The following is a 23,293-nucleotide window of genomic DNA, read 5'->3' on the forward strand; positions in this document are numbered from 1 at the left end:
GCGAGTAGTGGACGGTGAGGCCATGCTTTCGCCGCGTGCTTCCCATTTCCCGAAAGGCTTGGCGATGTTCCTCGAGATCCGCACGTTTCGGTTCAAGCTGGGCATCGTCGAAGACGTCGTGCGCGTCGTGCGGGAGGAGTCGGTGCGGCTGCTGTGCGAGGCCGGCATCCAGGTGGTCGACTGCGGCGCGTCCCTGGTGCGCGTGTTCGACTCGCTCGAGCGGCACCGCGACCAGGGGACACCTACGCAAGTGATGTGCCGAGATCCATCACGAGGTTGCGGATCTGCTGGGTGGTCTGCCCACCGTCCGGATTCGTGGTTGTGTCACGCATCTGGGGCGTGTTGCCCGCCAACCTGGTGATCGTTTCTGGTCCCTGCAAGTAGCGAACCCGGCCAGTGAACACACTCTCATTCACAGATCTGTCGGAATGTGAGTGCGTTCGCTGGTTGGGGCGAGCCAACCAGGATCGACCGCGCGGGATAACGGTCGCGCAGTGGTGGCCCGAGTCAAGACCAACCGCTCAAGGGCGACCTCCAAGATTAATAACAAAAGTTCGGCGTCAGTGAGACGCGGATGGGATCCGCAGGTCGCCACAAGATCAGGTGTAAACTTGAAGTGAGCCTGCATTGGGTCGTAAGAGTTTCCACCTGAAACGCGCTGCGGGCTGGCCTCCGTGTCGACTGGGCCGCCGAGTCGCTGGGACTCCGTCCACGAGTTCTTCCGCTCCGCGCCCGAGAGCAACCCCAGCAGGTACATCCTTGCCCGGCGACGCGAGTCCGCCTGCGCGAACCTGCCCGCTACCAGCGCGAATGCGTCGCCGAACCCAGCACGCCATCGGTCCACATGTCATCGACCGCTACTGGCGGGGTGGCCACCACGTCATCATTCAGGTCCAGCACGCCCAGAAGGTGATCACGTCACGGCACCATCCTTGATCACGACACGCCACTCAAGATCACACACTGCGGCTGCCGTACTAGCCCTACCCGCGTTCACGACGGAGCGTCGCCATCACGCGTCAGCAGGGACGAAGGGCTGAACTGACGGCGATTCCGGGTGACTCCTGCGACCACTATGGACAGACTGCGAGTCGTGGGCGACCCTGGATGGGAAGAGCATTCTTGCATCGAGCGGAAGGGGCGCACGAGACCAGAGCGCTCCCGTACCTTCACCGCGAACCACAGTTTCCTGGCAACACAAGCTCTTCCTATCGTGCTCGGAGACGACCGAGGTCGTCATCGCACCAGAGATCCCAATCTGGTCGCACTCTCGGGAGACCACAGGTGAACAAAGGCTCGGCGACGGGGTCGGGTCAGCACTGCCGTTGAGGGAGGAACACATGACCGGTCGACGACGCACTCGAACGTGGTTGGCTGCTCTGGCAATCGCCTGCGTGGCCGCGACCGCTCAGGCGAGTCTGACGGCGGGCGCCGCCAGCGCGGATCCCAGAGTGTCCGGCGGGAGTGCGGCCAGCACCAAGGACTATCCCTGGATGGTCTACGTGGGACGATTTCCCGGGGATGGCAACGTCGGCACCTGCGGCGGCACTCTCGTCGCGCCGAACAAGGTCGTGACGGCCGCACACTGTGTGCTGGTCGACGGCCAGCAGGCCGCTGCCGACACGATGCGCGTCATCGTGGGCACGGACAGCGTCTTCAACTCGATCGTGAGCGTCGTGTCGGGGCAACCTGACAGCAGCGTCGTGGGCGTGTCCTCGGTCTGGAGCCATCCGGACGCCGACGTGGCCAAACACCTTGGCGACGTCGCTGTGCTCACGCTGTCGAAGAAACTCACCGGACGCGCCACACTGCCCCTGGCCACCACCGACGACAGCAGTCTCTACGCCGACGGCGCCGACGCGACGCTGCTGGGCTGGGGCAGGACCACGGACACGGCCGGAGCCCACCCCAGCTTCACCCAGCTCATGGGGGCGACGATGCACGTGGTGGACACCAGCACGTGTGCGACGCCCTGGGGTATGAGCGACGAACTACAGCAGCAGGTGGTGTGCGCCGGCGGCAGCACCAACGGCGACAACACGGACGCCTGCCACGGCGACTCCGGCGGTCCCCTGGTCGGTGGCGGCAAGCTGATCGGCCTGGTGTCCTTCGGTGACGACTGCCCCCAGATGCGCGCGCCCGGCGTCTACGCCAACGTGGCCTACTTCCACGACGCACTCACCGAGCAGATCGGTTCCTGACCCTCCTGCATGCCGCCGCGCGACGACCGTGATGGCCCCCGCCCTCCACTGCGAGGGCCACCACGCCGCAGCCGCCGACGGCGCCTGATCGTGTGCAGGGAGCGAGGCGCAGCCGAGTGAACCTCGAAGTCGATCATGCGACCTACCGGAAGCATCCTGCTGGCGACAGCGCGTACAGGTCGCCGCCGAACCGCGTCGACGGCGTCAGCAGGTCATCTGTAAACGGGTCGAGCGGATCATGCGCGAGCTGCGCACCGACGCTTGGCGAGTCGAGTAAGGGCGAGAACACCAACTCGACTGGTGGTCAGCAAGAATCGCTTCGTTCAGCTCTGGACTGCCGAGCGTCGGTCAGTTTCGCCTGCTGTCGAGAACCCGTTGGATTTCGTCGTGTCGCACAACGTCATCAACCCCGGGGTCGCCGAGGCGGCCCGTGACGATCAACCGGGTCAGGGCGATCACCTGATCGAGCCGGGTCCCGAGAGCGCGGAGGTCGTCCCCGTCGTACCGTGTGGGCAACGGCGTTCCGGCGAGCGCCTCGCTGGTCGTGTCGGTCATCGCGGCTCTCCCGCCTCGTTGTGCTGCGGCTGGCCATCAGTTCCTCGGCGCGCGACCGCGGTCATCGTCATCGCCAACGCCGGGTCGGTGTCCGGCGGCGTGTCGGGATTCCACTGTGGTGCCCAGGCCATGCCGGGAGACAGGAGTTCCCAGCCCTGGAAGAGATCCTCGAACTCACGCCACGACCGGTAGTGCAGCGTGTGGTTGGTCTGGGCGTAGCCGCGGCGGAACCGCTCGCCCCAGGCGGCCCACGGCTGGGGCACACCGTCGATGGTCATGTGCGACACCGCGACCAGCGAACCGGGCGCCACCGCATCCCGATAGCGCGCGAGCACGGCCGCCAGATCGGTGTCGGGGCCCACGAAGTGCGCCACGGCGCTCATCACCAGCATCAGCGGAAGCTCGAGGTCGATCAGCCCGGTGGCCGCGGCGGCGGTCAGCAGTCGACGTGGTGCGCGCAGGTCCTCGGCCACCACGGCCAACCGGTGCTCGTTGAGGTGGTTGCGCAGCGCGAGTTGTCGGTGCGCTAGCACGGTGTGGTCGATGTCGGCGTGGACACAGCGGCTGCCCGGATTCGTCCGACCGGCAAGTTCGTGGACATCGCCGGCGGTGGGCACGCCGCAGCCGATGTCGAGGAACTGGGAGATGCCGGTGCGGCAGCCGAACAGCACGGCGCGCCGGAGGAAGGCTCGGTTGTGGCGCACGATGCCCGCGATACTGGGCAGCGCGGACTGTTGCTCCCGCCCGAACCGCCGGTCGATGGCCTGGTTGTGGCCCCCGTGGAGATACCAGTTGCACACGCACGCGACATTGGGGGTGTTCAGCATGGCCCGCGTCCAGCCGGCCGACACGCCGCCTGCGTCCTCGGGCTCGATCACGTTGGTGTCTGGTCTGTGGCGTGATGCTCGTCGGCGACCGAGTCGGGCCGGGCGCCGGTTGGACTGGTGCCGGCGAGCATGCGGGCCAGTGTGGTGGTGAACCGCTGCGGGTCGATCTGTAGGGGTGGCGCGCCGAAGTACTCGACGGTCAGGAAGTAGCCGACCACCGCCGAGGTCATGACGGCGGCGGCTGCGGCGATGTCCTCGCGGACGGGGGCAGTCGGCGCGCACAGCAACAGATCGGCGACGCCGAGCTCGATACCCCGGTCCAGCATGACCTTCTGCACCCGGGCGGCCAGGTCGGGCAGGCGACCCCGTTCCCACATCAGGATCTCGATCATCGGCAGGAGTTGGCGCAGGAAGTCCAGATCGGCCAGAAGCTGCCCCGCCAGTGCGTCCGCCGCGGGCGTGCCCGCCACCGCCCGGGAGACCTGAGCGGCGGGGATCTTGGCGACCCGTGCCATTTCCCGGTCCACCACTTCCGCCACCAGTTCGTCCTTGTCGGCGAAATGCCGGTAGAAGCTGCCGCTGCCGGCGGACAGACCAGCTTCGGCCTCGATGGCGGTGACCGGCGTGCCTGCCACGCCCCGTTGTCCGAAAAGTCGCAGCGCGGCGTCCATGATGCGCTCGCGGGTTCCCTTCACCACAACGCAAGACTACCCTTACGTTCGGGGCGGGACAGTGCCAGAAGAAGTGCGCTCGGCGAAAGTCCGAACGCGCCGGATCACCCCATCGCATGAGGAGGATCTCGCGACAGGCACGCTCACGCTGCGTCGACGACAGCACTTTCTCGCAGTCACACGGAACCCACGGTTCTTGCGCCGGACGGAGGCGCACGGCGCCTGCCGCTCGTCGGTACGTCACGCCGCCCGGCGGAGCGGAGATCGTCATGAACGCTCATCCGTCACGTCATCGCGCCCTCGGTGTGGCGGTGACCGTCGCGGCGGCCTTCGCGGCGGGGCCATCACCCGCCCTCGATGACAGTCCCACTCTCGGCGCACAGGTCGGCTTCTGGGCCGGCGAGACCACCGCGTCCTGCGCGTCGCCGGACCAGAGCTTCTGCCCCCGCAACCTGAACGTCTACACCCCCAACTGTGGGACGCCCTGGCCGCCTCGCACGGCACGTTGTACCTGAACCTGGTGTACCAGGCCGACTTCGGTCCCACCCCGGTCGGCCAGACGCAACGCACGGACGCCCTTCCGCTGATCCGACATGCCACCGATGTGGGTGTGCCGGTCGACGCTTGGATCACCGTCCCGCTCGCTGACGGCACGTTCGCCAACGAGCAGAACGCCGCCGTGATCCGTACGGCCGTGCAGTCCTTCCAGGAGTGGTCGACCAGCAACCAACTCACGCTAGGCCAGGCCGTGCTGGACCTGGAGTTCCCGGCGGGCACCCAGGCCGTGGCCCAGGCGCTGGACGGGGATCTGTCCGGAGTGGAGCAACTGGCCCACGCCAACATCGACCCGGCAGATCAGCGCCTGGCCATGTCGGCCTATGGGGACACGATCTCGTGGGCGCACCAGCACGGCCTGCGCCTGGCCGGAATCCTCGTGGCGTTCGCGTTGGACGACCTCGCCAACGGCGGCCTCGCACTCCAGGATGCGCTCGACATCGTAGATCATGGTCAAGATCGTCCGCGCGAAATGACAGAAGCCTCCGACCTGGGCTTTCACCCAAGATCGGAGGCTTCTGTTAGACCGTCGGGACGACAGGATTCGAACCTGCGACCCCTTGACCCCCAGCCAGGCCACCGCAAGCCGCTGACCAGCAGAAACAGAGAATCCCCTGCACACGACGGGTCCGTTGACAGCAGTTGAGCGCAGTTCAAGTACACCGCAGCACATCTACCGCTCCTGTTTCGCTCCTGCTCCTGGACCGGCCACGACACACTGACTTCGATCTTGCGGAACATTGCCCGCGTGGAGTATCTGATTGTCGCCGAGGTCAACATCCCAGAGGGCGCACCCGAACTCGACGCACTTCAACGCCACGGAGCCGCCGCACTACTCGAGGAACACCTCGACCTCCTCGCAGGCATCGAAGGCCCCGACGGCATCGAGATCGACACCCTCGGCCACCACATCGCGGTGCACCCCAGCGGCGCGTTCATCGGTTGGCGACTGGATGCACCAGCGCTGGCCTTCGCCGAAGACGCCGCCCGCCACATCCTGCCCGAACTCTTGGAACGCACCGAGTTGCTCGCCGACTGGCACCTGCAGCGCTGCGCAGCAACCGCCACCGACGCCGAACTCGCCACCGCCCTCGAACCCGAACCCGAACTCCTCGATCCCGCCGAAGGCGACGGCATCAGCCAAGAAGACCTCGCCGCGCTGCGCTCCCAACTGCTGGCCGACGCCGAGCACCTGCACGCCTTCGGCCCGGAAGCCTTCGGCCACGACCCCGACGACCCAGACTGCGACGTCACCGCGGAGCAAGCACGGTTCGTCGCCGGAGCCCTGATCCAGGGCGTGCAGATGCTCACCGACGAACTGCTCGCCGACATCCAAACCCTGCGACACACCAACACACCCGCCAGCGAACACGACACCCTCTGGGTCATCGACGAACTCCCGCCACGCTACGCCCACCGCTACACCGCGCTGTTCGCCCAGAAGTTCCTCATCGCCACCACCGTCCTGGGCTACCGGCTGCCCCAACCAGGATGGCTCCCACCCCTGTGCACCGCCGAAGCCCTCGCCCTGCGCCTACTCGAAGACAAGATCGAAGTCGTGCTCGAGACCTCCGACCTCCTCGACGAACTACCTCTTGAGGAGATGCTGGCCGCCCTCAACGACCACCTGTTCGAAGACCTGGACCACGAATGGCTCTACGACCCCGAACACGACGGCATCGAAGACGATCCCGACCTACGCGACCAACTCGGCCTACACAACCTCGCCATCACCGAATGGTTCCTCCCCCACACCCACCTCGCCTCGGCGCTCCACCCCCACCTCATCCACCCCATTCCAGACGTCAACAGCCCAGACTGACCACACACAATGCTCCAATGCGACTACGTCAACCCGTAGCGAAAGGCATTCATTTTAGTCGACACTACGGACAGATGCAAAGAAGCCTGCGACCAAAGATCGCTAGTACCGCCAACGAGGCCACCTTCCCGAGTGACCGCTCACTGGCGCTTGGGCATGGCCAACTTCACTGCTCGGATCGCCGCGGAAGGCTCGTCCACGGCCGTGTACACCCGGGTGACCGTTCTGTTGTCACCGTTGATGTCCACGCTGAGCGGGTCTGCGAACTCGATCAGTAGATTGACCTTCGCACCGACCGTACATGCCAGCGCGGTGGCTTCGTCCGGCACTGCCCGTAGGCCGAAGCCTTTGACCTTCCGCTCATGCTTGCGGATGGTCTCAATCTGCCGGACCGCTAGGGTGAGCTCACCGAAAGCACCCGTGCGTAGGCGGAGCAGGTTCCCGTGGATCAGATGGGGATGTCGGGACCACGTTGCGACGAAGCTGAACGCGACCGCAGCGAGGATCGTCTCCAACACGAGATGCGGGATACGCAGCCCCTTCGGAAATATGAGGTCTACTACCGGCGCCATCACGATCTCGACGCTGGCCAGAACGGTGAGTAGTTGACGTGTATCGCTGGTGTGCGACAGCGATGTCACGTCATCCGGCGTGGCGGGTTGTCGTGTGACCCACCTCCAGAGAGCGACTGCGTGCATCCGCACCGCTGCCACAATCGGGAGTCTGCCCGAAGCAAGAACGCCGTCAACGTCCGTCATCGCCACCCTTTGCCAGTTGCCAGCTCATCGTCACCGATCGAGAATGTGCACCCACCCGCGCGTCAAGATTGTTCCGACCTTACCATCGGGCCCTCCTCTCCGTACGGGCATCACCACCCATGATCCTGAGACGTTCACCTGATTCCACCATTGACACGGATACATTGGCCATTGACCCATCTGCCATCTGGACCAACGAGGAACGCGACCACTGCAGCGATGTCTCTTGGGTGGCCGAGCCTGCCAAGCGGTGTGGCACGCGCAAGCGCCTGAATTACTGGCTCCGGATGAACAGCATTGAGCAGGTCGGTGTCGGTCGCACCAGGCGCGATGCAGTTTACGGTGATACCACGCGCGCCGAGTTCATGGGCGGCCGCTGCAGTAAAATGCTCGACCGCCGCCTTGCTCGCGGCATACACAGATGAGCCGGGAGAGGCCATCGTGGTGTTGAGGCTGGACACGTTGATGACGCACGCACCGTCAGTAAGCAGCGGAAGTGCATAGTGCAGCGTGAAGAACGTCGCCTTGGCGTTGACCGCCATGACATGGTCGTAGTGCTCCTCAGTCGCAGTGGCGATCGTTGCGGCACTCGCGTCGGCTGCGTTGTTCACAAGAATGTCCAGCCTGCCAAGTAGTCTGCCAGCAGCCCCGACAAGTTCTCGCAACTGGCCGAGATCCGCCAGGTCCGCTTGGACCGCATACGCGGTCCTACCGGAGGCGGAGACGCGCGCGACCACCTCGTCCGCCTGCTGCTGGTTGGACCGATACGCCAGTACAACGGACGCGCCCTCGCTTGCGAGTCGCTCGACGATCGCCCGACCGATACCCCGGCTTCCACCGGTTACGAGTGCGGCCCTGTCGTCCAGCTTCCCCATCTAAGTCACCGCCTCCATTCGCAAGGCTCGAGAAGGCTGCTTCCCTCGGAGTCGATGTGCCTGGCCATGGCTGCAGCCTGATCGCTCAGGTAGTCGTTCCAGCCGAGGTGGGCAGCGACATCCACCAGCCTGGACAGCCGCCGTAACACTGCGGTCTGGGCGACGATCCGATCGTCCTCCATGGGTCCGTACCCGACAAGGAATGCCTGAGCGAGACTGGCGAAGTCAGGAGCCTCAATCAAGAGGTTCGGTGCCCTGGACGCCATCTCCGTGACTGTCACCAAACCCTCTAGAAGTGTCGCGATGTCTGAGGCTTGGTGCCCTGACGCGACGCTACCTGCAGCTAGTACACACCCACTACCTGCTTGTTTCCCTGCGATGATTTCACCGGGCAACAAGCTCCCCAACAGCAGAACCCGACTCTGCGGTGAGTCGAGGAGTTCGGTACACCATTGACCGAGGTCGTCCCACCGGTCGCGAGTGATGTGTTCACCCAGGATGGAGAAGAGGAACCGTTCGGAATCCTTTCCGCTCGGTTCATTGAGCCACTGCTGCAACCGCTTCAACCACGGGGCGTGAGTCATGGTTCCGGGTGGCGGAGGCATGGTGTGCAGGCGGTTGGCGATCTGTCCGACCTCGTGGATCAACCCGACATGATCGGGCGGCCGGGTGATTCCAGTCAGCATGGTCCATACGATACTGACTGAGTTGGGGACTTCATAGACAAAATCGCCGTCGATGGCCATGGGGAATACTAAGGACACATTGTCCGTGCCGGCGTCGGTAACTGCCTGCCGCACAGCCAGGTCGGGGAGCAGGAGCGTGGTGCGACTGCCTGGGCTGGGCGACTGCCTCCAGCGGAAACGCTCGGCGGCGAGACTGGTGACAACCGTCTTCAGGTTGCCGGTCGCGTAGGTCATGACATGTTCTTCCCGAACGTCCATACGGACCATCCTCACAGCTAGACCGTTGTCGATACCGCGCCGAAACAACCAGTGAGTCGTGTCGGTGCCACGCGGGAACCAAATCCGCGCAGCACCGACACGACGGAGGTGACACCGATCAGTCAGTGATCGTCAGATCACGAACTCATCGTCAGTCGTGCTGGCAGCTAAAGATGAGAGTGGTAGTGGTGATCGTGATGGTGATAGGGGTGGACTTCGCGACCAGGTCCTCGTAGCCCTCCGCGACGGCCAGCGTGAGCTCCTGGGCAGTGGTGTAGTTCTCGTAACCCGCCACGAGGTCAGCAGTGCGGTCCTGAAGCATGACAGACATTCCGTACTCCATTCTTGTTGGTTTCTCATCTTCCTGGGTCTTGGCTAGCAATCCCAGGACATCTCTGGGGCCCTCGGCGACGTAAGGTTTCGATACGGCTCCGCAGGATCAATGCCGGCGTTGCGCATCGCGGTGCAGACCGCGTCCTCCGCACTACTAGTGCCAGCCACCGCGTAGTGGATCAGACCTTCGGCGATCGCCCCCGCGCGGTGTTGACCAAAGCTCAACCGCCGGCCGACTTGAAATGGGGTATCGGGCTCCCATGCGACTCCCATTCCTGGGCCGATCGGCCGGACCAAGGGTGACACGGCCGGAGCCAGCCAATTCCGAAGGTCGACGATCGCGTGCAGGTCACGAACCACATCCCACGCAGGTTCACGCAGGTAGACGACTATCGCGTCGCGCCGCGGGTAAGACGTCGGCGTCGACAGCACCTTCGCCTCGTATCTGACCTCAGTTCGTTCGAGCTGGCCAAGCACAAGTCTCCAGACGGAGACCGCGGCGACATCGTCTGGGAGACTTAAATAGACCCGCAGTACTCGCCCGGTCGCGTCCCTCGAATGTGGTCGGGATCCGTGAACGAAAAAGAAGCCAGGAGAGAGCGCAGACCGCGCGGGGGGTAGCGTGACCTCGACCGGCTGCCTTTCATCGAAGGTGTCACCGACTATGAGCTCAAAAGGCACGCGAACACGGACGTGATCCAGTTCCACGTGCGCCCAACCTTGATGGTCGCCCAGGTAGGTCCCGACCGCGATGCGGCTCGCGTGGGGGATCGTCTTCTGTAGAAGCGCCTCCAGCTCCCGGTCGCGTGACGTCGCGTGGATCGCCTCCGGGTCGCTGGGGCCGGCCTGGTGAAACACTCGATAGATGGTTTCGCCCAGGTGAATCTGAAGCGCCTGAACCGACTTCGCTTCGACGACCTGCCCAGCCACAGTAGCCTGCAGGTCGAATGGCGACACCGTCACGTCGTTGAGGACGGCAGCCACAGCTGGAGACAGAGTTTCCGAGCGGCTCAGCACGGGCCACGCCCCAATCCCAGTACTTCCACAAAGTTTTCGGGGTGCAGTAGCGCGTTTCGCCCAACCCCAGCAATGGCCCTCAGCAACGGGGTGAGATCCGATCGTTGCTCCGCGGTTGCCAGGACCCGGTCGAACAGATGCCAACCCGCGAACGCGACCGCTCTCACGCTCAACTCTCGGCCGTCATCACTCGGACGTAGATGTGTGTATCCAGACCAGAACGACGACAGGATGGGACGAGCTTCGTGGATCCTCTGTACGCCGCGCTCAAGAATCAAGTCGTGCGAAAGTTCCGCAAGGTCGCCGACATCGTCGGCGCTTGAGCGACCGATTCCAAGAATGCTACGAAATAGCCACTCTCCAACGAGTGCGCCAAGATCTCGCGCTGCATCACCGATGCGGAACTCCTCCCAGTCAGCGATGTGCACCGCGCCGCCGACGACGAGGATCTGGTCGAGCCGGAGATCGCCATGAACCGGCACGCCCACCGCGCTAGCCTCGCTCTCCAGCAACTTGGTGAGCGCAGTGACCAGCGCAGGGTCGCTCTGTAGCAGGCGCCAAGCGTGAAGCAGTCCGCCGCTGCACTCCAGGAAGTACTCCAACGGTATGCCGGTCAAGTGTCTAACGGACGGGAATACCGCACTTCCCTTGATGAGGTGCGGGTCCTCTGATTCTGCGCCGTGCAGTTCACCGAGTGCCGCCCCGAGCTGACGGGCCAGGGTCGTGTCAAATCCGCCATCATCCACCAGTTCCGCCCCGGTAGACGCGTTGGATATCCACTGGAAGAGGACTATCCTTTCATGCTCGTCGTACCCAAGAGTTGTCGGCGATCGCAGATACGTAAATCTGGCGCTCCTCATAAACCTGTCGAACGCGAGAGCGCGGCCGATGACAGTAGGTTGCGCACCAGACCGAGCGACAATGCGCTTGGCAAAGACGTCGACCCCACTGGTCGTCGTTCCAGCGATGTTCTCGTTCCGCCCGGGCAGGAACACGACCGTCTCCTGCCGGAAGGGGCCGTGACCAAGACGCTCGAGGAGTTCGTTGACCGCGTCCCGCACGCTGCGACGAGCGTTGTCGGCTGCCTCTGGTGCTGCAGCTACCGGACCAGACAGCACGTCGGAGCTCACCCCCTTGCCCTTCGATAGACTGAGATGAGCCGTTCGGCCCCGGGGGAATACGGCGTCCCCGCCCAGTCGGACCATCTGTCTGTCAGGACAAGCCCCGCCACACCGGCCATGAGATCAAGCTCTGACGGCCACACGTACCTGCTCACCTCCTGAAGCTTGTGGATCACACCTGGCTCGATGATGGAGAACGAGACGACCGTGTGCTGCCTGAACGGATTCACTCTGGTGGCACTGACCAAAACCGCCTCGCCGCCTATGTCGTGCATGGCGACCTGCGGTGATTGCCTGCTGTGCAGGCGTGTCGGCTCAGATACATCAACGACAAGGCGTCCACCAGCCGCCAATTGCTGGCCGGCGTTGCGCAGCGTCGCCAGTTGCAACTCCTGAGTCGGCAGCTCCCACAGAGTGTTCAGTCCCAGAAACACAACATCGAACCGTTCGCTAACGACACACTGCGTGAAGTCGGCGACCGTGACAGCCACTTGCCCGAGATGGTCGCGCTCGCCCAATTTCTCGACCATGCGCTGCGAAGCGTCCACTCCGTGCACGCGCAGTCCGTGCCGCACAAACGCCACCGCGTGCCGTCCTGTGCCGACGCCGAGTTCCAGCACCGAGCCACCCACTCCACACAACGTGACGATGACACCAGCCGCATCTTCTACATCAGGCGATTCCGGATATACACGGTCATAGAAATCAGCGAACGCATTACCAAAGAATGCACTGTCATAACCCATTGCGCAAACCCTTCCCGTCATTGCTCCTTACGGGAACAACCCAGAAACTAACACCTGAGCGACTCGACCACCAAACACTTGGCTCGAGCTATGAATACGCACGAGTCAGGCACGGCACAGTAGAGCCAGAACGAGATACTTATCCAAATTACCTTGGATACGCTCAGTTCTGCCGAACGAGCTGTCGACACATGACACCGGATACTAGTGACACCCCTCCGGTGGCCGAGCTGTCTCGCCGGCGGGAATGTGCCACCCCAACTCCGCAGGCAGGGCATATGTGACAGGTATCAGCGTGCAGTTTTCCGAGAAGGCTGTCAAACGTTTCTTACGGTCACCGATGATCGCCACAACGCTGGACCAGAATAAACGGCGTACCGCCCGCGACCGGCCTCCCAGTTGCGCACCTGACGATCGCACTGTTGCCGTCACCCTCAAGCACCGAAGCTCCTCGTACTGCAACGGCATCCATGTGAATGGGTAACCTTCCCACGAACCCGCACTAGAGTGACCACATAGACCGAATAGCATGTTGAGAAGCTCGTAATAGCCTAATTGAGCGATCGGGCTGCGCAGTTACTCGACGTCTCGAGCATCAACAATCTCAGTTGTTCACCACCGTCGACGCAATTCCCTCGATCTCCACGCAAAACGCTGTCAAAATATCTAAGCACACCAGAATTAAACTCGATCCAGCGGGCAAATTGACGTTCAGATAAATCTAGACAGTAGCTTACGTCAACCCTTCCAACCATTTTACGTACCACTCAAAGAGTCGCGCTTAGTGGTAAGTCAACCGCTACGTTGAGAGCAGCGATTACCCATTCCTCAAAATCTACTCGAGCTTCCGTCGCAGCCTGCCGCCAACGCTGTACATCCACCACCGCGACGCTCACCCTCGGCAATAACGCCCGATCCTCCGGCCGCTCCTCCGCCCGACTCTCCCGAACTTCCCGACGCAGTCGATTGCGTGACCACCCGTGGCGCTCAGCCAAGTCGAGCCAATGGTCCTGTTCATCCGACGCCATCGACGCAACCTCAGCATGATGCTGAAAACTCAAACCCTCCCGCCGCCGCGAATACTCGAACCTCCGTGCGATCCACGCGTAGTTCCGCAAGGTCTGGTAGTCCAACCCGACCTCCTCCACAGCACGGCTGTAGCGGTTGGCATATTTGTCCTGGCCGAACACGAGCCAGTCACCCAGGTACCACGCGGAAGAGTTGACGACGCGCGAGATCTGATGCCCCGCACGCTCCCACGCGTCGAACGTCACCGTGCCCGGGAAGGACAGACCCACAGACGTCGTCATGATCTTCCGTTGTGCGTCCACGGGCCTCTTAACAGGCTGGATCGCGCCGGGAACCTGATCCGCCTTCCCAGCTCTGCGGTCACCATGGTTCAACTGACTCACATGCACAATCTTCCCCCTTGCCACTTCGCCTCGATTGACTGCGATCACATGGTGTACCGAGACCGTCACACCTCTATGAGGTTGACAGAAGCTACTACTCTTCAGAACTCAGTCGACTACTCGCCATCAGGGTCAGGACTCCGCCGTGCTGCATCGATGCCGGACGGCGTGCAGGTGACCGGTCGGGAAGGGGTTCCCACGAACTGCGACGCCGAAATAACAGTGGGATCACTCAGCCTCATCGAGCACATGGGGGACGCCGCCGTCACCAGACTCGGAAGTGATTCTCCGCCGGTGGGCGCGAATGTTCGTCACACGCAACAGCTATGCGTCGCCGGCCAGAATGCTGTGTACCATGAGTGCACAGTGCTGCGGCAGTCGCGCTCCGCAGTGTGCAGGCATGGCAAGCACACCATATGCGAGAGTTGCTCTGGCCACTTGTCCTATGACGCTGTACTCAACGTCGAAGCGATCCACCGACAGCACGAAGCTGATCGCAGGCGCGCGGTGGTTCAACGCCTAGACCAGTCCCATAAAGGCCATCGACCTCAACGAGTGAATCCGATGTCCACGTAGTTAAATGGGCTCGTTGCATAGCCCATCGCGCCGTAGTTGCCGATGTCACTGCGGATCGCGATCGCACCGGGCAACTGGTAGAGCGGCAGTTGATGGCCTGCCTCCCAGACCCTCTTGTCGATCGCGTTCACCAACTCGGCTCGTTTGGTGTCGTCGAGCTCAATGGTTGCCCGGTCGAATAGTTCGTTGATCTCCCGGTTTCCAACTCGGCCGTAGTTCTGGTTGGTGGACTTCGAGTCGAGGTAGTAGATCGGCTTGGTGGAGCTGATCGGGAAAGCGCTGGACAGCCAGCGGAAGCTGGCCAGATCGAAGTTGCCGACGTTGACGTAGTGCTTGAAGAAATCAGCCATCGGGACAGGCTGGATGTCGACCTTGACACCGACCGCCTTCAGCTGTGACCGCACGAGCTTCGAGACCTGGTCGGCGATGGGATTCGGCGATGGAATGACATAGCGGACAGCAAGCTCCTTGCCTTCCCTCGTGCGGTAGTCCCCCTCGAGCTTCCAACCGAGCGTGTCGAGCTCGCTCTTGGCGGCGTCCTCGGCGAACGAGGCGACCGACGAGTTGTCCTGGTACCTCTTGTCCCCTACAAGGAAGAAGTGATTACCAGTGACCTGTGCTTCGCCCATGGTCATCTTGCCGAGTAGCGCCCTGGCGATCGTCTTGGTGTCGATACCGCGCATGACGGCCACGCGCAACTTCTGATCGTTGAGGATCGAACTCTCGGCGCCGTTGAACGTGATCTGCGAGTAGTCGGGTGATACCGCCTGGCGGATCACCACGCCCGGCATGGACTTCGCCCGTTGGTACAGATCGATGTTGGAGTCAATCTCACAGAAGTCGATCGTGCCGTTGGCGAGAGCGTCGGCCAGCGCGGTGCGGTCGACTTGGCGGAAGGTGATCTTGTCCAGCTTGGGCTTGACACCCCAGTACGACTCGTCGCGGATCACCGTGACGAGCTTGGCTGTGCGGTCGATCGCTCCGACCTTGAACGGGCCGGCCGTGACCTTCGGCGTGTCCACCCACCCTTTGTTGAACTCTTCCGGGGTGGCGTTCATCGCCTTCGGATACAGAGGAGCGAAGAGACTCTTCCACTCGGCGAAGGGTTTCTTGAAGGTGATCTTCACGTCTTGGTCGGTCACCCCTTTCTCGACTTTCTCGATATCTTCGTACCCGGTAGTGGACGACGTCTGGTACGCGTTGTCCTGACCGCTGTTGGCCTTCGCCTGAGCGGCGAAGTCCTCCCAACTGATCGGCGTCCCGTCGCTCCACTTGGCTTTCGGGTTGAGCTTGAGCTCGACGACTTGCGGGTTCGTGGAGGTGATCGTGAAGTCTTCCAGGTAGTCCTTGTTCGGCTCGACCGTGGCGTCTGCTTTCTGGACGAAGATCGACGGCTCGATCGTCCGGATGATGCGGGCGCCGTCGGTGACGGTGCCGTCAATGTGGTTGTAGTTCCAGTTGTCCGGCAGTTGGTCTACTGGCCATTTCAGCTCGCCGCCATCCTTGAGCTTGGAGCGATCAGTCGGGTTAATATCCGCGACGCCGTCCTGAGCTTGGTCCGAGCCCAGGAGACCTCCGGTATCACGAGGTCCGCTGCAGGCGGTCGGGGTTAAGATAACGGCCACTAATGCCATCGCTGCCAACGTGATGCGTCGACTCACTGTCGTGAACCTCTCTCGCGCCCGGGACCTCGACACCCGGCTTGGTTCTCTCCTGATGTTTGCCAGTTGCCGTTGATCGCCTAACGGATAGAGGCGACGTAGCGCGCAGCCTCACATTGCGATGGCTCTCGCCAGCGACGGTCAGAACGCTTTGGTCGTGATCGATGTCGCGTTGACGACACGGTGGCGCGGGCCGTCGGAAGATCCTGGACGGAAGCATGCCGTCAAATGCCTCTGCGTCTACTTGAAGCTCGAAGGCGTGTAGGCGCAAGGTCTGGTCGAGCTTCTTCGGCCCGGCAGGAGGTTCACGACAATTCGCCTCCTGCCGTCTCCCGTTCACAAACGGGCAATCACCCGTTCCAGCTCGGCCAACTCGCAGTTGACCGCGACCGTCGTCCGCGCGGTAGCGAAACCGAGCTGGTGGTTCACCCTGATCATGTGGGTATTCGTCGCACCGGTCGTGGTCTGGATCCGCTGGAAGTCCGGCCTATCCGCGAGCAGCCACTTGATCATCTCTGCTTTGATGCAACTGCCCAGCCCATGACCCCGATGCGCGGGCAGCACCGCGGTGTCGCGCTGATATCCCCAGGTGAGGTCGTTGGGGTGCACGCCCAGCTCGGTCAGGCCGGCGACCATCCCCGTGCTTTCGTGCACGACGACCACGACACGCTGCTCGGTTCCGGCAGCACGGAGTTCTGCCTCGTGTTCACGGACGCGCGCCACGGTCCACTCCGGCTCCTGGTATTCCAACTCGCCCAGCGGCGCGTCGTGGATCGCCTGACGCGCCTCGGCATAGGACGCGACGAGCTCCTCGGGAGCAGCCCCGATCCACCGTCGAGTGCGATAGCCCGACGGCACCGCCACGTCCCACAGAGCAGGCTCCGCTTCCGAGAACTCCAAGGTCTGCATGAGCACCGTGTGGACGGCCCGAAAGCCACGCGACTCAGCCCACTTGGGGCCCTCTCCGCCCACGGTCAACTGCCAACCCTCCACGACCTCACGCCCGCGCGACCGCAACTCCGGCAACAGTGCGCGGAGCATGGCGGTGCCGATGCCCTGCCGGCGCACCTGCGGGTCCACGACGATCTCGGTCAAGGCGATATGGCTGCTCTCCTGCTCCAGGAAGTCGACGGTCGCGAAGCCCACGATCTCCCCTTGGCGGCGCGCTACCCGGTGGATCTGCTCTCCGAAACCGGGAAACGGGGTCTTCAGGCGGCCGACGCAGTCGTCGTAAGTCAGTGGTGGCAGATCTGGCTTGTCCGTGTGCCACCACGCTTCCATCACTCGGTGATAACCGACCAAGTCCGCCTCGGGGGCGGTGTGGGGGTCGAATACCTCGACATCCAAGCGGGTGAGCGTCACGAAGCCATCCTCTCGTTCAGCGCGATACTGGCGTGCACCGTGCGTGAGGTCCGGGCACAGGCCATCAGCAGCACCGCGATCATGATTAGTCCAAAACTCACGAGGTCCATCAGGACGAGAATGCCGAGATGCAGGACGGTAGCGAGTACCAGCGCAATGAATCTGAATCTGCGCGGGGCCAGTATCAACGCCGCGATCACGATCTGGACGGCGATGATCGACCAACTGAGGATCGCGACCGACCAGTAGGAGCTCAGCACAGTTTTGACAAGGCCGCCCAGCGATGAGGAGAACCCGAACTGGGGCATCCGCGAGATCACATACATCGCGCTGCCCTGCCGCCATAGTGGATCGGTGAGCTTCGACAGAGCCGCACCGACATAGACCGCCAGGAGCTGGGCACGCAACATCACGTGAGCTGCGAGTGCCCCGCCGCGCCACGAAGCGGGAAGGGGGCGCGCGATGGCTTCCCAGTGCCACGTGCGGTCATCACCGAGACACATGGGGATGAGCAGCAGAGTGGCGATCTGAGCGATCTTGTCGCCGCCGTTCGATTCCGGCATCGCAGCCGCGAGACTGAATGTGACATACCAGTGCGGCACGCAGGTCCAGGCAGGGCGAAAGCCCGTCATCGAGACGACCAGCACAATCGCTGAGATCACTCGGCTGACCGTCATGCCAGTGTCGGTCGAACCTGTTGCGCACCACAGCGACACGGCACGGAGACCCGCACAGTGGATCCCAAGCGGGTGCTCGCTGGTCTGTGGGAAGAGGGCCGAGTTCGTGCTGAACAGGATCGTGGCGAGAGCGGAGAAAGCCAGCAGGCTTCGGCCACCCGCCAGCGCGACCCCTCTGATCTCGGCGTGCTCGATCTCCGATGCGGCGCGTCGGGCAATCCAGCTCAGGGTGGGCATGTGATGTCGACCGCCGCAAGCCGGTGTGCCTGGAGTGGCCGCGTCGGCAATTGCTGGGGAGCTGGCACGGAAACGCGTTCAACCGCTACCGCCAGGTGCCCGCATAGACTCGGTTCACGGACAGGCGATCCCATTCGGTATGCCGGCACCGTGTTCATCGTCTCTCCGCAGTCCCCGGGGTCAGGCTGATCGCAGGTCCTCCAGTACCGGTCCGGCACCCGCAGCGCGATCTCCCTGACCTCCGAGGACAGCTTGTAGGACTCCCGGTCCAGGCCCCACAACAGGTAGGGCCTGCCGGTGGCGTAGACCGGGGTCATCCGGGCCTCACCAGGAGTGACACGGTAACCCGCCAACAGGTCGGTGTTGAGTTCGACGAAAAACGACCACTGCTGTGGCCACAACGCATAGTAGGCGTCCAGCCTTCCTCGGATTCCGCCGATGTCCCGCTCGGCTAGACATGCGAGCACGAAACTCGTCGTGAGCAGTACCGCCGTGACGGCGAACCCGCGGACGCTGCGCCTCCGCTCGTCGTGGATGGAAGAGCCCGCAGGAGAAGGGGTGCTCGGTCGCGCGAGCCGCATGGGCGGTTACGTCGACTTCCCCGAGACTCCCTGGATGATGACCGTTGGCACCACATTGTTGTCCGAACGCGGCTTCTCGTGCACCTCGTCGGCGGACGAGCCGCCAGCGGTGATCAGAGCCGCAGCCGCAGCCGCGGACAGGACGAGCCCGATCAGAAGCGCCTTGCCCATCTAACCCCCTCAACCTCGCCGGCGGATGAACCGTCGCCGGCTACTTCGACTGATCTCAAAGTATGCCAACAGTGACTACTCGCTCGCTACTGCGCGGCTACCTGGTGTAGTTGTTGAGGTGCGACGTGAGCTGGCAGGCAGCAGTTACCTGGGGGTATGCAGTGCAGTTCCGGATCTTGGGGCCACTTGAGTTGGTCTCGGACGGGCAGTCGGTCAGGGTCGCCGGGACGCGCCAGCAGAAGCTGCTCGCACTGTTGCTGTTAAACGTCAACCGGGTCGTGCCTGTTGACCGGCTGATCGACGAGCTGTGGGACACCCCGCCTCAGTCGGCACGGCAACAGGTCCACAACTCGATCGGCAACCTGCGTCGCACGATCGGCACCTACTCGGGGGACGCCGCGATCGTGTGGACGGAGGCGGGCTACCGTCTGGAGGCACCGGAAGAGTTGATCGACATGCATCCGTTCTCAGCACGCGTCGGCGCGGCCGGACGCGCGGCTGCCGCCAACCAAGTGCCAACAGCGATCGAACTCCTGCGCACCGCACTCGATATCTGGCACGGGGATGCGTTGACTGGACTCACCGGCGCCTTGATCGAGAGCGCAGCCGCCAAGCTCAACGAGCAGCGGCTCGTGGCCATCGAGGACTTGATGGCCCTGCGGCTCCAAAACAGGGAGTCCGCCACGGTGGTCAGTGAGCTTCAGGAGCTGGTCGCGGAGCACCCCCTGCGTGAATCCTTCCGTATCACCCTGATGCGAGCGCTGTACCTCAGCGGCCGCCAGGCTGACGCACTCGCGGTGTACGACCAGGGCAGGCGCCTGCTGGCCGACGAACTCGGACTCGACCCGAGCGCGAACCTCCAACGAGCCCATGCCGATGTGCTGAACGGGGTACAGATCGAGCTGCCCTCGACCACGTCCGCCACAGCCGGTTCACCCGCACCGGACTCCGGTACCGGTACGGCGCCCGCCCGGTCCTATCTCCCGCACGACACCAGTGACTTCTCCGGCCGCTCGACCGAACTGCTGAAGCTGCTTGGCGACGCCCGCACGGCGTCGCCAACCGCACTGACGATCTCGGCTGTGGACGGCATGGGCGGCGTCGGGAAGACGACGCTCGCAGTTCACCTCGGGCATGAGATCTCTGAGGAGTACCCAGACGGGCACTACTTCATCGACCTGCGCGGATTCACCAGCGGAGCTGATCCCGTCACCGCCGAGCTGGCGCTCGACGCGCTGTTGGGCGACAGCGGGATGCTCCCCGAGCTCATACCCTCCAACGTGGAGTCCAAGAGTGCGGCGTGGCGCTCACGCGTCTCGGGTCAACGAATTCTGCTGATCCTGGACAACGCGACCGACGCCTCACACGTGCGACCGCTGCTGCCCGGCACGGCGGGAGCCTTGGTGGTGGTGACGAGCCGACGGAAGCTCTCGGCGCTGGAGGGCGCGTTGGCCCTGTCGCTCGACGTGATGCCGCAGGAGGACGCCGTCGCGCTGTTCGAGAAGGTTGTGGGAACAGAACGTTGCCGCCGTGAACCCGACGCTGTTGCCTCCGCGATCGAGCTTTGCGGTCATCTGCCACTGGCGATCCGCATCGCAGCGGCGCGATTGCGTGACCGGGCGAGCTGGAGTGTCGCCGACCTGGTTGACCGGCTGGCCGACCACGCCCAGCGGGTCCGATTCCTTCGTATCGACGACCGCTGCGTCATGACAGCATTGAGGGTGTCCTACCGGTATCTCTCGCCCGAGCAGCAACGGGTGTTCCGCCTGTTGAGCTTGCACCCTGGCGGAGACTTCGACGCATACGTCGCTGCGGCGCTGGCCGACCTGCCCATCGCCCGAACGGATGACTGCCTGGACGCGCTGTTTGACGCCAACCTGTTGAAGCAGAACACCACGGGGCGCTTCTACTTCCACGACCTGATCCGGGACTGCTCGCAGGAGCTGCTCACCGAAGTCGAGAGCGACGCAGAGAGAAACGACGCCGTCGGCCGCATGTTCGACTACTACCTGCACACCGCGCACACGCTGAGCGCTGGCCTGCACAACGTCATCTACGACGAGGCGCCGCAGGTGGACAGAGTGCCGGAGGAGATCAGGAGCGCAGACTCACTCGCGGACGCAGTGAACATCCTCAACGAGGAGTATCGCAACCTGGTCGCCATCACACAGCTTGCCATCGACGAAGGCTGGCATCGACAGGCATGGCAGCTCGTGTGCACCCTGCAGCCCTACCTGGAGACCCGCAACTACGGAGGCAGCTCGTACGCGCTTTTTCAAGGTGGTGCACAAGCCGCTCGAGCAGCCAGTGACCTACGCGGTGAATCTTCCTGCCTACGCGGCCTCGTCGCCGTGTGCCGATACCTCAAGTCGACCGCAGAGGCGAGAAGTCACCTGGCGCGGTCGCTTGAGTTGACCAAGCAGGTGGGTGACACGAGGAGCGAGACCGCGCAACTCGTGCAGCTCGGCAACCTCTACCTTTACGAGGACCAACTGGAGGAGGCACGCGCGATCTTCCGCGAAGCGGAGCCGCTCACCGAGCAGGACCCGAGCGGCTTCCTTCGCGCCAGCGTAGCCATCAACCTGGGAGTCATCGCCCGCGACCTCGGCGAATACGACCAGGCGCTCGACTCCCTTCGCGGAGCGGTCATGCTGATCAGCTCAGACAACCCTGACTCGCTGGTCTTCACGATGTGGAGCATCGGCACAGTACTGCACCTGCTCGGAGAGCACGATCAGGCGCTCCGCGAATTCACCCTCGGGCTTCACACGAGCAGGGAGAACAAGTTGGAACGCGGGGAGGCACTTGCGTTCGTCGGTCTGGCCGGCGTCAACCGCTCGCTGGGCAACCTCGACGAATCGCTCAAGCAGGGACGGCTTGCGCTGACGCTGGCCCGCTCGCACGACCTGAGAGCCACCGAATGCGAAGCGCTCAACGCGTTGGGCGAGACCACTGTTGCCATGCGGGACGCGGCCAGGGCGGAGCAGGTGTTCGACCAGGCGCGTGAACGGGCCCGCCAGTACGGATTCGCCAGGTACGAGGCGCGCGCGATGGACGGGTTCGCTCACGCCGCCCTACTCCGCGGTGATCTGAACGGCGCCCGACGCTATTGGGAAGAGGCGACGAAAAGGTACCCTCGCGGTATCGCGGACGCGCAGTACGCGGCGCGGCATCTCGTTTCGCTCCGCGGCAACGAGAACACAACCTGCTTCCGATGCGAGACAACAAGCAGCAGCTCCCCGCATCGCCTGCGGCCGCAACCACTCACCCAATAGCAACATCCCGGCTCTTCCTCCACCAGGACGTAGGACTGCAGCATGGTCCCGTCGTCGTACGGGAGGCTGGGCTTCCTCAGGTTGTCCACAACCGCACCGAACGCGTCACGTTCACTCTGACGACGCTAGCCTTCGCTGTTGGGCTCGACGCTGTCGGCAGCGCTCACGGGATGCGTATACGTTCGTCACGCCAGGCGGGACAAGGAACTCGGCGCCGCCGCCAGCCTCAGCGTGTCCTCTCGATCAACAGCCTATCCCAGTTCCATGACGGTGCTGGCGGTCTGGCCGATCCCGGTGTCCCAGGTAATGATCAGGCCCGAGCGGCCCTCGTCGCAGGCGTAGAGCGTCATTCCGCCATCCTGTCGATCCTCACGATGGGCTGCTCACAGCATCCGCGCAGATGACGTGCTCGAATCACCCTCGGTTCAACGCGTATTCGGGTAGCCGCGCAGCACGATGGCGAACCTGTACCGTGCCAGAACTCGACGCTGTATCCGTGACCTGGCGTTTCGTCACCGGTGACACACCGGCATGATCACCTTCCGTGGCGTTCCGTCTCTTGTACATGCTCACGGTTCGGGCGCTCGGATGGCTGATGTTGCTCGCTGGCAACAGGACCGTGTTGATCGCCGAGGTGCTGGTGCTGCGGCACGAGGTCGCCGTGCTGCGTCGTCAGGTCGGCAGACCACGTCCTACCTGGCCGGACCGGGCGATCCTGTCCGCCCTCGCCAGGCTGCTACCACGCCCGCTCCGGACATGCCGCATTGTCACGCCAGCCACACTCCTGGCCTGGCACCGCCGTCTGGTCCGAAAGAAGTGGACCTACCCACACCGGACAGGGCGTCCACCGATAGCTGAGGAGATTCGCAGCCTGGTTCTGCGCCTGGCACAAGAATGTGTGTGGTCACCTGAACTG

The 23,293-nt window shown here is 63.5% G+C and carries 21 protein-coding genes and 1 pseudogene; 5 read left to right on the forward strand and 17 right to left on the reverse strand.

What is annotated here, in order from left to right; genetic code table 11:
* Positions 1-226, reverse strand: a 226-nt coding sequence (locus F0L68_RS43835; protein WP_223199362.1) for a hypothetical protein, incomplete at its 3' end; no start/stop codon positions are given.
* 1,168 nt (positions 227-1,394) lie between these two features.
* Here F0L68_RS43835 and F0L68_RS33585 point away from each other — a divergent pair.
* Positions 1,395-2,201, forward strand: a complete 807-nt coding sequence (locus F0L68_RS33585) for a S1 family peptidase (protein ID WP_188316964.1) — start codon at positions 1,395-1,397, stop codon at positions 2,199-2,201.
* A gap of 348 nt (positions 2,202-2,549) precedes the next feature.
* Here the strand turns inward: F0L68_RS33585 and F0L68_RS33590 are convergent, their stop codons facing one another.
* The 3 genes from F0L68_RS33590 to F0L68_RS33600 are packed head-to-tail and all read right to left on the reverse strand — an operon-like array spanning position 2,550 to position 4,254.
* Positions 2,550-2,756: a hypothetical protein gene (locus F0L68_RS33590; RefSeq protein WP_149853914.1), complete on the reverse strand. Its 207-nt coding sequence runs from the start codon at positions 2,754-2,756 to the stop codon at positions 2,550-2,552.
* Positions 2,753-3,634, reverse strand: coding sequence for an SAM-dependent methyltransferase (locus F0L68_RS33595; protein ID WP_149853915.1), 882 nt, complete (start codon positions 3,632-3,634; stop codon positions 2,753-2,755). Before F0L68_RS33595 ends, F0L68_RS33590 begins: the two co-directional genes overlap by 4 nt.
* Positions 3,631-4,254, reverse strand: coding sequence for a TetR/AcrR family transcriptional regulator (locus F0L68_RS33600; RefSeq protein WP_223199363.1), 624 nt, complete (start codon positions 4,252-4,254; stop codon positions 3,631-3,633). Before F0L68_RS33600 ends, F0L68_RS33595 begins: the two co-directional genes overlap by 4 nt.
* A gap of 505 nt (positions 4,255-4,759) precedes the next feature.
* Here F0L68_RS33600 and F0L68_RS33605 point away from each other — a divergent pair.
* Together F0L68_RS33605 and F0L68_RS33610 are read left to right on the forward strand one after the other, a co-directional pair.
* The gene (locus F0L68_RS33605; protein ID WP_149853917.1) at positions 4,760-5,455 is read left to right on the forward strand and encodes a hypothetical protein; all 696 of its coding nucleotides are present in this window, start codon (positions 4,760-4,762) and stop codon (positions 5,453-5,455) included.
* Between the two features lie 102 nt (positions 5,456-5,557).
* Positions 5,558-6,631 (forward strand): hypothetical protein, encoded by a 1,074-nt coding sequence (locus F0L68_RS33610; RefSeq protein ID WP_149853918.1) that lies wholly within the window; start codon positions 5,558-5,560, stop codon positions 6,629-6,631.
* A gap of 140 nt (positions 6,632-6,771) precedes the next feature.
* On the opposite strand, the gene F0L68_RS33615 is transcribed toward F0L68_RS33610, so the two are convergent.
* The 13 genes from F0L68_RS33615 to F0L68_RS42800 all read right to left on the reverse strand — a co-directional run bounded on the left by F0L68_RS33615 (position 6,772) and on the right by F0L68_RS42800 (position 19,102).
* Positions 6,772-7,389 (reverse strand): hypothetical protein, encoded by a 618-nt coding sequence (locus F0L68_RS33615; RefSeq protein WP_188316965.1) that lies wholly within the window; start codon positions 7,387-7,389, stop codon positions 6,772-6,774.
* A gap of 134 nt (positions 7,390-7,523) precedes the next feature.
* Positions 7,524-8,264, reverse strand: a complete 741-nt coding sequence (locus F0L68_RS33620) for an SDR family oxidoreductase (RefSeq protein ID WP_149853920.1) — start codon at positions 8,262-8,264, stop codon at positions 7,524-7,526.
* Positions 8,265-8,269: 5 nt separating this feature from the next.
* Positions 8,270-9,208: a hypothetical protein gene (locus F0L68_RS33625; protein ID WP_149853921.1), complete on the reverse strand. Its 939-nt coding sequence runs from the start codon at positions 9,206-9,208 to the stop codon at positions 8,270-8,272.
* Between the two features lie 151 nt (positions 9,209-9,359).
* The gene (locus F0L68_RS33630) at positions 9,360-9,539 is read right to left on the reverse strand and encodes an LxmA leader domain family RiPP (protein ID WP_149853922.1); all 180 of its coding nucleotides are present in this window, start codon (positions 9,537-9,539) and stop codon (positions 9,360-9,362) included.
* A gap of 44 nt (positions 9,540-9,583) precedes the next feature.
* Positions 9,584-10,525 (reverse strand): T3SS effector HopA1 family protein, encoded by a 942-nt coding sequence (locus F0L68_RS33635; RefSeq protein WP_149853923.1) that lies wholly within the window; start codon positions 10,523-10,525, stop codon positions 9,584-9,586.
* Between the two features lie 26 nt (positions 10,526-10,551).
* Positions 10,552-11,619, reverse strand: a complete 1,068-nt coding sequence (lxmK, locus tag F0L68_RS33640) for a class V lanthionine synthetase subunit LxmK (protein WP_188316966.1) — start codon at positions 11,617-11,619, stop codon at positions 10,552-10,554.
* Positions 11,620-11,684: 65 nt separating this feature from the next.
* Positions 11,685-12,425, reverse strand: coding sequence for a class I SAM-dependent methyltransferase (locus tag F0L68_RS33645; RefSeq protein ID WP_188316967.1), 741 nt, complete (start codon positions 12,423-12,425; stop codon positions 11,685-11,687).
* 767 nt (positions 12,426-13,192) lie between these two features.
* A complete protein-coding gene (locus F0L68_RS33650; RefSeq protein WP_188316968.1) occupies positions 13,193-13,735 on the reverse strand; it encodes an LmbU family transcriptional regulator in 543 nt (180 codons plus the stop codon).
* 650 nt (positions 13,736-14,385) lie between these two features.
* Positions 14,386-16,074, reverse strand: coding sequence for an ABC transporter family substrate-binding protein (locus tag F0L68_RS33655; protein ID WP_149853926.1), 1,689 nt, complete (start codon positions 16,072-16,074; stop codon positions 14,386-14,388).
* Between the two features lie 336 nt (positions 16,075-16,410).
* Positions 16,411-17,436: a GNAT family N-acetyltransferase gene (locus tag F0L68_RS33660; protein ID WP_149853927.1), complete on the reverse strand. Its 1,026-nt coding sequence runs from the start codon at positions 17,434-17,436 to the stop codon at positions 16,411-16,413.
* The gene (locus F0L68_RS33665) at positions 17,433-18,350 is read right to left on the reverse strand and encodes a sporulation-delaying protein SdpB family protein (RefSeq protein WP_149853928.1); all 918 of its coding nucleotides are present in this window, start codon (positions 18,348-18,350) and stop codon (positions 17,433-17,435) included. Before F0L68_RS33665 ends, F0L68_RS33660 begins: the two co-directional genes overlap by 4 nt.
* Positions 18,338-18,931 (reverse strand): hypothetical protein, encoded by a 594-nt coding sequence (locus tag F0L68_RS44945; protein ID WP_188316969.1) that lies wholly within the window; start codon positions 18,929-18,931, stop codon positions 18,338-18,340. Before F0L68_RS44945 ends, F0L68_RS33665 begins: the two co-directional genes overlap by 13 nt.
* A 6-nt stretch (positions 18,932-18,937) precedes the next feature.
* Positions 18,938-19,102 (reverse strand): hypothetical protein, encoded by a 165-nt coding sequence (locus F0L68_RS42800; RefSeq protein ID WP_188316970.1) that lies wholly within the window; start codon positions 19,100-19,102, stop codon positions 18,938-18,940.
* 125 nt (positions 19,103-19,227) lie between these two features.
* Here F0L68_RS42800 and F0L68_RS33670 point away from each other — a divergent pair, with 125 nt between their 5' ends.
* Complete coding sequence (locus F0L68_RS33670) at positions 19,228-22,377, forward strand: AfsR/SARP family transcriptional regulator (RefSeq protein WP_188316971.1); 3,150 nt, start codon at positions 19,228-19,230, stop codon at positions 22,375-22,377.
* A 544-nt stretch (positions 22,378-22,921) separates the two neighbouring features.
* A pseudogene (locus tag F0L68_RS43840) lies at positions 22,922-23,293 on the forward strand (integrase core domain-containing protein); the annotation flags it as partial.

This window comes from Solihabitans fulvus (genome assembly GCF_008386585.1).
Taxonomy (GTDB): Bacteria; Actinomycetota; Actinomycetes; order Mycobacteriales; family Pseudonocardiaceae; genus Solihabitans; species Solihabitans fulvus.